12 protein-coding genes are annotated in these 11,594 nt (G+C 18.7%); 6 read left to right on the forward strand and 6 right to left on the reverse strand.

Annotated features, from left to right (window positions below; all coding sequences use genetic code 11):
* Window positions 1-34: 34 nt before the first annotated feature.
* From sppA to GJT91_RS00495, 6 genes are all read right to left on the reverse strand, one after another.
* Entirely contained in the window at window positions 35-1,843 is a 1,809-nt protein-coding gene (sppA, locus tag GJT91_RS00470) for a signal peptide peptidase SppA (protein WP_168868307.1), read from the reverse strand.
* Between the two features lie 29 nt (window positions 1,844-1,872).
* Window positions 1,873-2,679: an exodeoxyribonuclease III gene (gene xthA / locus GJT91_RS00475; RefSeq protein ID WP_168868308.1), complete on the reverse strand. Its 807-nt coding sequence runs from the start codon at window positions 2,677-2,679 to the stop codon at window positions 1,873-1,875.
* Between the two features lie 68 nt (window positions 2,680-2,747).
* A complete protein-coding gene (cls, locus tag GJT91_RS00480) occupies window positions 2,748-4,232 on the reverse strand; it encodes a cardiolipin synthase (RefSeq protein WP_168868309.1) in 1,485 nt (494 codons plus the stop codon).
* A 43-nt stretch (window positions 4,233-4,275) separates the two neighbouring features.
* On the reverse strand, window positions 4,276-5,322 hold the full coding sequence (gene ychF / locus GJT91_RS00485) for a redox-regulated ATPase YchF (protein ID WP_168868310.1): 1,047 nt from the start codon (window positions 5,320-5,322) through the stop codon (window positions 4,276-4,278).
* Complete coding sequence (gene pth / locus GJT91_RS00490) at window positions 5,322-5,924, reverse strand: aminoacyl-tRNA hydrolase (protein ID WP_246212875.1); 603 nt, start codon at window positions 5,922-5,924, stop codon at window positions 5,322-5,324. Before pth ends, ychF begins: the two co-directional genes overlap by 1 nt.
* Window positions 5,925-5,947: 23 nt before the next feature.
* The gene (locus GJT91_RS00495; protein ID WP_168868311.1) at window positions 5,948-6,895 is read right to left on the reverse strand and encodes a ribose-phosphate pyrophosphokinase; all 948 of its coding nucleotides are present in this window, start codon (window positions 6,893-6,895) and stop codon (window positions 5,948-5,950) included.
* A gap of 211 nt (window positions 6,896-7,106) precedes the next feature.
* Here GJT91_RS00495 and prfA point away from each other — a divergent pair, with 211 nt between their 5' ends.
* The 6 genes from prfA (at window position 7,107) to rplT (ending at window position 11,571) form a co-directional block, all read left to right on the forward strand.
* Window positions 7,107-8,186, forward strand: a complete 1,080-nt coding sequence (gene prfA, locus GJT91_RS00500) for a peptide chain release factor 1 (RefSeq protein ID WP_168868312.1) — start codon at window positions 7,107-7,109, stop codon at window positions 8,184-8,186.
* A 3-nt stretch (window positions 8,187-8,189) separates the two neighbouring features.
* Window positions 8,190-9,044 carry a peptide chain release factor N(5)-glutamine methyltransferase gene (gene prmC, locus GJT91_RS00505; RefSeq protein ID WP_168868313.1) on the forward strand — a complete coding sequence of 285 codons (855 nt, stop codon included), beginning with the start codon at window positions 8,190-8,192 and terminating at the stop codon, window positions 9,042-9,044.
* 79 nt (window positions 9,045-9,123) lie between these two features.
* Window positions 9,124-10,386: a threonine--tRNA ligase gene (gene thrS, locus GJT91_RS00510; protein ID WP_168868314.1), complete on the forward strand. Its 1,263-nt coding sequence runs from the start codon at window positions 9,124-9,126 to the stop codon at window positions 10,384-10,386.
* A 16-nt stretch (window positions 10,387-10,402) separates the two neighbouring features.
* Window positions 10,403-10,942, forward strand: coding sequence for a translation initiation factor IF-3 (gene infC / locus GJT91_RS00515; protein WP_168868618.1), 540 nt, complete (start codon window positions 10,403-10,405; stop codon window positions 10,940-10,942).
* A gap of 46 nt (window positions 10,943-10,988) precedes the next feature.
* Entirely contained in the window at window positions 10,989-11,186 is a 198-nt protein-coding gene (gene rpmI, locus GJT91_RS00520) for a 50S ribosomal protein L35 (protein ID WP_168868315.1), read from the forward strand.
* Between the two features lie 37 nt (window positions 11,187-11,223).
* Window positions 11,224-11,571: a 50S ribosomal protein L20 gene (gene rplT / locus GJT91_RS00525; protein WP_168868316.1), complete on the forward strand. Its 348-nt coding sequence runs from the start codon at window positions 11,224-11,226 to the stop codon at window positions 11,569-11,571.
* The last annotated feature ends 23 nt before the right edge of the window (window positions 11,572-11,594 follow it).

Consider the following 11,594-nt stretch of genomic DNA (forward strand, 5'->3'; position numbering starts at 1 on the left):
AAAATTAATAATATATAATAAAGTTATTATTATTTTACATAATATATAAAGAATATGTTTTTTTAAAATTATAATTTTTATTATTTAATGATAAAAAATTTTCTTTAAAAAAAATTTTTATATTATTTTTAATAACCTCAGATATAATGTAACTATGTGTGTTAACAAGAAGATTTAATAAATTAAAGGTTTGAATATTTTCCCATTGTAATTTAACATTTTTAATTTTTGTTAATTGAGCTATTTTTAATACTGCATAATCAAAATCACCTAAAGCATCAACTAAACCGTTTTTAATAGCATCTTTTCCTATAAAAATCATTCCATTAGCTATTTTTTTAACCTCTTCTATAGGTTTATTTCTTCTTTGAGATACTAAATTAATAAATTTTTCATAACCGTTTTGTATATTTAGTTGTAATACTTTTTTTGCTATATATGGTAATTTTGTACTCATAGTAATATTAAATCTATCTGATATATTTACTCCATCTTTACTAATACCTAATTTTTCTAAAACTTTACTAAAATTATTTACAACAGTAAAAATACCAATTGAACCAGTTATAGTTGTTGAATCACTAATTATATAATCAGCTGCTGTAGAAATCCAATATGCTCCTGATGTAGCCATACTACCCATTAATACTACTATTGGTTTATGTACTTTTTTTAATAAATTAAGTTCATCATAAATATCTTGAGCAGCCATTATATCTCCTCCTGGACTATTAACTTTTAATATTAATCCTTTAATATTTGAATTTTTATAAACTTTATGTATTTCATTAGTAATAATTTTGCTTGTATTTTTACCATATTGCATTAATCCATCTACAGTTATAACTGCAATATTACCATTTTCTTCTATATTATCTAATTTATACATATTTATATAATCATTTAAATTGATTTTATTATATGTTTCTTTTGTACTATTCCAGCCAAATTTTTTAATCATTTCTATTTCAAATTCAGAACTAGTATAAAGTTTATCTATTAATTTATTTTTTAATGCAAATAATGCTAGATTTCCATGATATTTTTTTAAAGAAATTAAAAAATTTTGATCTGTAGGAAAAATATCTTTTGGTTTTACGTGTCTATTATTTGATATGGTGATTAAATAATCATTCCATAAATTATTAATTAATTTTTGCATAATTATTTTATTATGCTTAGACATATTATTTCTTAATAAAGGTTCTACAGCTGATTTATATTCTCCTATTTTAAGTACATTAGGTTTTATTTTTAATTTTTCTAACATATTTTTATAATAAAAATTATTCATTTCAAAACCACGTAACTTTATATATCCATAAGGAGATAAAATAATTTTATTAGCAAAACTAGCTAAATAATATTGATTTTGATCATATATATCTGCAATTGCATATATTTTTTTACCTGATTTTTTAAAATTATTTAAATATTTTCCTATATAGCGTAGTGTAGATATATCATAAATATTTAAATTATTAAATCTTAATATAATTCCAGAAATATTTTTATTTTTTTTTGCATGATTAATGGTTTTAATTATATCTAATACAGAATAATTTTTTTTTTTTTGTATATATTTATTATATAAATTAAATAATAAACTATTTTTATATACAGTATCATTATTAATATTTTCTTCAAAATTAATTTCTAATACTTGATTATTTTTTTTAAATGTTCTATTAACATTTTTATTATGTTTAATATTATATATGTAATAACATAATATAGAAATTAATAATATAAAAATTATATTTATTATTAAAATTCTAGTAAAATTAATCAATGACCATAAATAACAAAAAAAAATTTTTATTAAATTCAAAATTTTAATCATTTTTCACCTATTTTTAAAATACAAATTTATTAATTAATTTTAAAATTTACCCAAATAGGAGCATGATCTGAAGGTTTAATTAAATTACGAATAGAATAATCTATATTAGAATCAATATAATATTTAATTAATGATTTAGTTACTAAAATATTATCAATTCTTAGTCCTTTATTCATAAAATATCCTTTATTTCTATAATCAAACCAAGAAAATTTATTATTTGTTAAAGGATGTTTTAAACGCCAAATATCAAATAAACCCCAATCAAGTAATTGATGAATACAAAATCTTTCTTCTGGTAAAAAAGAACATTTTCCTTGTTCTAACCATTTTTTATAATTTTTTTCTCCTATACCAATATCTAAATTAGAAATACTAACATTAATATCACCCATAACTATAATATGGTTATTTGGATTTAAATTTTTTTTCATATAATAATATAAATTATTAAAAAAATTAATTTTATATCTAAATTTTTTAATATTATTTTTATTATTTCCTTGAGGAAAATAACAATTTAATATTTTTATATTACCAATAGAACTATTTAAATCAATCATTATTAATCTTTTTTGATCATCATCATTTATTAAAAATCCTTGTTTAATATTAAATGGTGTAATTTTAGTAAGTAAACAAACACCATAATATTTTTGTTGACCATATAAATAAATATTATAACCTAATTCAGATAATTTTTTCTTAGGAAATTCTTTATCACTTACTTTTGTTTCTTGTAAACCGATAATATCAGGATTATAAATTTTTATAATTAATTTTAATTGATGTATATGAGCTCTTATACCGTTAATATTAAATGAAATAATTTTCATAATAATTTAAAATTTTTAAAATTACTATTATAATATATTTTATACTTAAAATATTTATTATTCTATATTTATAATATATATTTAAATAAAAAACATAATTTTTCTATTAATTTATGCCAATATGGTCTTTTTATCCATAAATTATATTCTAATTTTTTAGATTTTAAAATATATTTATTTTGTATAAATAAAAGAGAATTATTAAAAATAATATCATCTATGATTAAATTAATTTCAAAATTTAAATATAAACTTCTTATATCAAAATTTACAGTACCTATAAAACTTATTTGTTTATCTATAATAATACTTTTTTCATGTAAAAAATCTTTTTTTAATTGATAAATTTTAATACCAGATTTTAATAATTTATAAAAAAAAAATTTACTAGCCCAATAAATTAAATTTGAATCATTATATTTTGATACAATAATTTTTACATTTACTCCACGTTTCGCAGCAATACAAATTGCTAATAATAAATTATTACTTGGAATAAAATATGGAGTTGTTATAATTAAATTTTTTTTACATAAATATATTGCAGTAATTAAAGAATTATGAATAATCTTTTTTGATAATTCTAATCCTGAAAACACCACTTGTATTCTATTTATATTATTTTTATTTTTATTTTTATTTTTATTTTTATATTTAAATAAATTTTTTTTTAATTGTTTAATAGATAAAATATTTTTACCTGTTTCAATTTTCCAATCATATGAATAAATAATACTTATTGTATTAACAATTGGTCCTTTTATACGAATCATTAAATCAATCCATTTTCCTGTTTTAATATTTTTTTTAAAAAGTTGAACATCTATCATATTCATACTACCAACATAAGCAATTTTATTATCAATTAAAACTATTTTTTTATGTTGCCTTAAATCTATACGATAAAAAAAAGCTTTAAAAATTGTAATTTTTAATGATTTAATAATAAAAATACCTACTACTTTTAACATAATATTATACCAAGAACTATAAAAAAATTTTCTACTTCCAATATAATCTAGCATTATATAACATTTAACTCCTCTTTTTGCTGCCATTATGATAGATTTTGAAAATTTATTAACTAATCCTCCTGGTAGCCATATATAAAAAACTATATGTATACTTTTTTTTGCCTTATTAATATCATTAATTAATAATTTAATTGATTTAATTGATGAATTTATTAATTTTATTGAATTATTAGTCATACTTAATAAATTTTGTTGATTTTTACATAATTGAAATAGTGATTTAAATTTTATATTTTTATCTTTATAGTTTAATTTATAAAATATTTGTAAATTTTTTAATAACTTACTATAACGAAACCATATTTTTTTAGATTTTTTATTTTTAAATTGAGTTCTTGAGTAGATTTCTCCAAAAATAAAATAAAAAATAATTCCTATAATAGGAAAAATATATAAAATTAAAAACCATAATATATAAGATTTTATATCTTTATATCTTATAAAAACTTTAATTATAATATAAATTATTATAGATATATGAATATATAATAATATTTTATTTATTAATAAATTAATCATAATAAAATATAATATTTTAAAAATTTAAGTTTATTAGATTTTTTTATATTTTAAAAAGAAAATATATAATATCTCCATCTAAAATAATATATTTTTTACCTTCTATCTTAATTTTACCTGCTAATTTTAAATTATTTTCGTTTTTATAAAAAATATAATCTTGAAAATGAATTATTTTAGCCCTTATAAATCCTCTTTGAATATCACTATGAATTTTTCTAGCAGCTTCTAATGCTGTAGTACCTTTTAAAATACTCCAAGATTTTGCTTCTTTTATTCCTATAGTATAAAAAGTATGTAAATTTAATAATTCAAAACTTAAGGTTATTATTTTTTTTAAATTAGTATTATTTTTTAAATAAGGAAATAATTTATTTTTCTTTTGAAGGGTTTTTAAACATATTTTAAAAATTAAATATTTTTTAATAAAAATATTTATTTTTTTCAAAAAAAATTGATTTTTAATTTTATTTATACCTAAATTAGCTATAATCATCATCGGTTTTATGGTTAATAATTTTAAATTTTGTAAAAATTTTTTTTCTTCAAAATTTAATTTTAATAAATTAAGTAATTTTCCTTTTTTTAAATAATTTAAACAAATTTTTAATAAATATTCCCATTTACAAAAATTTTTATTATTATTTTTTTTTAAAATATTACTTTTAAAATTATGTATTAAATTAATATCAAATTGAATAATTTCATTATTTATTATATTAATATCTTCGATAGGATCGTATGATAAATTTATTATATTTTCATCATTAAAACAACGTACTACATGAATAAGAGCATCAACTTCAGATATATTATGTAAAAATTGATTACCTAATCCTTTTCCTTTAGAAGCTCCTTTTATTAATCCAGCAATATCTACAATAGTAACTGTAGATTGTATAATTTTTTTAGATTTAACTAATTTAGCTAAATAAAATAATCTATCATCAGGTACAGCAACTATACTCATATTTGGTTTTATTGTACAAAAAGGATAATTTAATGCATCTACATTAGAATTAGTTAATATATTGAATAAAGTTGATTTACCTACATTAGGTAGGCCTATAATGCCACATTTTAGTCCCATTACTTATTAAACCTATTATTTTTAGAATGTAAATAATTTATAGCTTTATTATAATTTTTAGTATTAATTAAAATTTTTAAAGCATTAATACTATTTTTAATAGCAAAATTAATTTTTTTTTTTTCTATTTTTGTAGGATTACTTAATACAAAATCATTTATTTTTAATTTATTATGTGGACGTCCAATACCTATACGTAATCTATAAAAAAAATTACTATTAAAATTTTCAATAATATTATTTAATCCATTATGTCCTCCACTACTACCTCCATATTTAAATTTTATTATTCCTGGTGGAAAATCTAATTCATCATGAATAATCAAAATATTTTTAAAATGAATTTTATAAAAATTAGCAATAATAAATATTGGTTGTCCTGAAATATTAATAAAAGAATTAGGAACAAATAAAATAATTTTATATTTTAAAATATAAATTTTACTAACATAACCATCAAATTTTTTTATTTTTTTAAATCTTACGTTAAATTTTTTAGATAATTTAATAAGATAATCAGAACCTATATTATGACGAGTTCCAATAAATTTATTATCTATATTATTTCCTAATCCTACAATCATTTTGATATAAGTATTCAAATATTTTCCTATTTATTATTTTATTACTTAAACATTATAGAAATAGATTCTTCATTACTAATTCTTCTTATTGATTCTGAAAGCATATGAGATAAAGATAATACTTTAATATTTTCTAATTTTTGTATTTTTTCTGTTAATGGAATACTATCACATACAATAATTTTATCTATTACAGAATTAAAAATATTTTTAACAGCATTACCAGAAAAAATAGGATGTGTAACATAAGCTAAGACTTTTTTAGCTCCATTATTTTTTAATGCTTGAGCTGCTTTACATAAAGTTCCTCCTGTATCAATAATATCATCTATTAAAATACAATCACGTTTATTAACATCTCCAATAATATGCATAATTTCTGTTATATTAGCATTAGTTCTTCTTTTATCTATTATTGCCATATCTGTTCCATTAAATAATTTTTTTGCCATTGATCTTGCACGAACTACTCCTCCAATATCAGGAGAAACTATTATGGGATTATTTAATTTATATTTTAATATATCTGTTAAAAATATAGGACTAGCAAACACATTATCTACAGGAATATTAAAAAATCCCTGAATTTGTTCTGCATGTAAATCTACTGTTAGTATTCTATTAACTCCTACTTTAGATAAAAAATCAGCTATTACTTTAGCAGTAATAGGAACTCTAGCAGAACTAATTCTTCTATCTTGTCTAGCATAACCAAAATATGGAATAACAGCAGTTATTCTACCTGCTGATGCTCTTTTAAATGCATCAATAATAATAATTAATTCAATTAAATTATCATTTGTAGGATTACAAGTTGATTGAATGATAAATATATCATCTCCTCTAACATTTTCATTTATTTTAACAGATATTTCTCCATCACTAAAACGACCTACAAACATTTTACCTAGATTAATATATAAATGATTAGCAATTTTAGTTGCTAATTTAATAACAGAATTTCCTGAAAATAATTTCATATTAGACACAAATAAACCACCTATTTTTTATAATAAAATTAATTTTTTTAATACTAAATTATATTTATAATATAAATAAATTTTTACATAAAAATTATAAATATATTATTTAATTTATTTTAATTATTAATATTATATAATAATATTATATTACTTATAATATACAAAAGTATATTTATACTATAAATAGTATATTTATTTAAATAATAAAATAAAATTTATGAATTCTTATATTATTAAAAAACTTAATACATTAAAAAAAAGATATGATTATATAACAAAAAAATTAAGTAATTATAAATCATATAATGACTATAATTATTTACGTAATTTATCAACTGAACGTGCAAAATTATTTAATATAATTAAATTATTTATTAAATGGAAAAAAATAAAATTAGATTTAAAATCTAGTAAGTCTTTATTAAAAGATAAAGAAATATATACTCTAGTTTTAGAAGATATAAATAATATTAAAAATCAAAAAAAAAAAATAGAAAAAAAAATAAAATTATTTTTTATTAATAAAAATAAAAAAGACGATCGTAATTGTTTTTTAGAAATAAAATCAGGTTCAGGAGGTAATGAAGCAGCAATATTTGTAAGTAATATTTCGAGGATGTATATTAGGTATGCTGAATCTAAAAAATGGAAAGTAGAAGTTATTCATATCCATTATAGTGAATATGGCGGTTTCAAAGAAATTATTTTAAAAATAATGGGAATTGGAGTATATGGAAAATTAAAATTTGAATCAGGGGGACATAGAGTACAAAGAGTACCAGAAACAGAATCACAAGGAAGAGTACATACTTCTACTTGTATTATTGCTGTTATGCCAGAATTATTAAAAACAGAAATTCCTGAAATAAATACTCAAGATTTAAAAATTGATACATTTAGATCTTCTGGAGCAGGTGGACAACATGTAAATACAACAGATTCAGCTATTCGTATTACTCATATTCCTACAGGAATAGTAGTAGAGTGTCAAGATGAAAGATCTCAACATAAAAATAAATCTAAAGCTTTAGAAGTTTTAGCCGCTAGAATAAATGCAATAGAAATTGCAAAAAAACATAAAGATCATGCATTAAAAAAAAAAATATTACTAGGAACAGGAGATCGTTCAGATAGAAATAGAACATATAATTTCATACAAAAAAGAGTAACAGATCATCGTATTAATTTAACAATTTATAAATTAAATGAAATTATGAATGGAAATTTAGACATATTAATTGAACCTATTATACATTACTATAATAATAATAAATTATTAAATACAATAAAAAAATAGTTTATGATTATTAAAAAATGGCTAAAATATTCAACTAATTTATTAAAAAAAAATAAAATATTAATATATCAATTAGAATCTGTTATGTTATTATCTTTTGTTTTACAAAAATCTAAATCTTGGATTTATGGTTTTTATGAAAAAAAAATAAATTGCATAAAATTAAAAATATTAAAAAAATTTTTAAAGAGAAGAATTAAAGGAGAACCTATAGCATATATATTAGGTTTTTGTGAATTTTGGTCATTAAAAATTTATGTATCTCCTTATGTTTTAATACCTCGTAAAGATACTGAAGTTTTAGTAAATATTATTTTAGAAAAAATCAATAATAATACTAAAAAAATATTAGAATTAGGTACTGGTAGTGGTGCGATTTCTATTGCAGTAGCTTCTGAATATAGCTTTATAAATATTATTGCCATTGATATTAATAATAAAATAATTAATTTAGCAAAATATAATGCTAAAAAATTAAATATTTATAATATTACTTTTTTAAAAAGTAATTGGTTTAGTAATTTAAAAAACCAAAAATTTGATATTATTGTTAGTAATCCTCCATATATAAGTATTCAAAAATATCTTTTTTGCAAAAAAGAATTAAAATTCGAACCTTATAGGTCATTAATTTCTGATAATAACGGTACAGCAGATTTAAATCATATTATTTCACAATCATCACAATATCTAAATAATTATGGATGGTTAATATTAGAACATGGGTATAAACAAGGGAATATTATAAAAAAAATGTTTCAAATAAAAAATTTTAAAAATATTAATCAATATTTTGATATACAAGGATACAATAGGGTTATATGTGGACAAAAAATTTCAATAGAAGATAAAAAATAAATTTTATTATAATATTTTTTTATATATTTTATAAAAAAATTTTGTTACTATTAAATAATATTTTTATTATAAAAAAAAAATGCAACAAAACTATAATTTAAAAAAAATAGATAAAAAATCAGATTTATTTTATAAAAAAAAATTATTAGAAAAAGATCATAGATCTATAGGGAAAAAATTAGATTTGTATCATTTTCAAAATGAATCTCCAGGAATGGTTTTTTGGCATAATAATGGTTATATTATCTTTCGTGAATTAGAAAATTTTTTGCGTTTAAAATTAAATCAATATAATTATATAGAAGTAAAAACTCCTTTAATAACTGATATTTCTATTTGGAAAGAAACAGGGCATTGGAAGATTTATAAAGAAGCAATTTTTACTACTTATTCTGAAAATAGAAAATATTGTATTAAACCTATGAATTGTCCTGGTCATATACAAATATTTCAACAAAAATTAAAATCATATAGAGATTTACCATTAAGAATCGCAGAATTTGGTATTTGTCATAGAAATGAATCATCAGGATCTTTACATGGTTTAATGAGATTAAGAAATTTTACTCAAGATGATGCTCATATATTTTGTACAGAAGATCAAGTTATAAAAGAAGTAAAAGATTGTATTAACATGATGTATGATATCTATCAAGTTTTTGGTTTTAAAAAATTTTTAATTAAATTATCAACAAGACCATTAAATAAAATTGGAAATGATAAAATTTGGGATCAAACAGAAAATAATTTATCATATATTTTAAAAAAATTAAATATTAATTTTGAATATAAAACAGGTGAAGGAGCTTTTTATGGACCTAAAATAGAATTTTCATTTTTTGATTGCTTAAATAGAGAATGGCAATGCGGTACAATACAATTAGATTTTACATTACCTAAATGCTTAAAATTATTTTATATTAATGATAAAAATAAACATAGTACTCCAATTATAATACATCGTGCTATTTTAGGTTCAATAGAAAGATTTATAGGTATTCTTCTTGAAGAATTTTCTGGATATTTACCTATTTGGTTAGCACCTATACAAATAATAATATTAAATATTAGTGAAAAACATAATGATTATGTTTTAAACATATTTAAAATAATTAAAAAAAATAACATTCGTGTTAAATATGATATAAAAAATCAAAAAATTTCATTTAAAATTAGACAATATACTATTCAACATATTCCTTATATTTTAATATGTGGAGATAAAGAAATTAAAAATAATACAATTTCTGTTAGAAATTGTTTCGGGAAAAATTTGGGGTTTATGAATATCCATGATATTATCAATAAAATTAAAAAAGAAATTTATAATTATAATTTTTAAATTAAGGAGATAAAACATTAAAAGTGGAAAAAAAATAGTACAATTATTACGACCTAATAAAATAAATAAAAACATTAGAAGTAATATTGTAAGATTAATAGGATTAAAAGGAGAACAAATTGGTATAATTAGTTTAAAAAATGCTTTAACAAAGGCAGAAAATACCGGATTTGATTTAGTTGAAATTAGTCCTAATTCTATACCTCCTGTATGTCGTATAATGGATTATGGTAAATTTTTATATGAAAAAAATAAAATTTCTAAAGAACAAAAAAGAAAACAAAAAATAATACATTTAAAAGAAATTAAGTTTCGTCCTGGTACTGACATAGGAGATTATAAAGTTAAATTACGTAATTTAATTCGTTTTTTAAAAAAAGGAGATAAAGTAAAAGTTACCTTAAGATTTAGAGGTAGAGAAATGATGCATACCAAACTTGGATTTTTTATGTTAAATCGTATAAAAAAAGATTTAGAAAATTTAGCAATAGTTGAATCATTTCCTAATAAGGTAGAAGGTAGACAAATTATAATGACATTAATCCCAAAAAGATAAAATTAGTAAAAAAATTATTTTACTAAAAAAATTTAGGTTAAAAAATATGATAAAAATTAAAACAGTACGAAGTGTTTCAAAACGTTTTAAAAAGACAAGTACTGGATATTTTAAACATAAACAAGCTAATTTAAGACATTTATTAACTAAAAAAAGTAAAAACAATAAAAGATTTTTAAGACAAAAAAAAATAGTTAAAAAAGCAGATACATATTCATTAAGAATTTGTTTACCTTATTTATAGTAATAAATATTTTAAATATAAAAAGGAGTTTTTCTATATGGTTAGAATTAAACGTGGTGTTACTTCAAAAGCTAGACATAAAAAAATTTTAAAACAAGCTAAAGGTTATTATGGATCTAGATCTAGAACTTATCGTTCTGCTTTTCAGGCAGTTATTAAATCAGGACAATATTCTTATAGAGATAGAAAACAAAAAAAAAGAAAATTTAGACAATTATGGATTATGAAAATTAATGCTGCTGTACGACAAAAAAAAATGTCTTATAGTAATTTTATATATAATTTAAAAAAAAATAATATTAATATAAATAGAAAAAATTTAGCTGATATAGCTACATTTAGTAATTCATCTTTTAATAAATTAATACAATATTCAATTAAGTAATTTTATTTATTGAATTTTTATAT

It is taken from the genome of Enterobacteriaceae endosymbiont of Donacia semicuprea (genome assembly GCF_012570535.1).
Classification (GTDB): Bacteria; Pseudomonadota; Gammaproteobacteria; order Enterobacterales; family Enterobacteriaceae.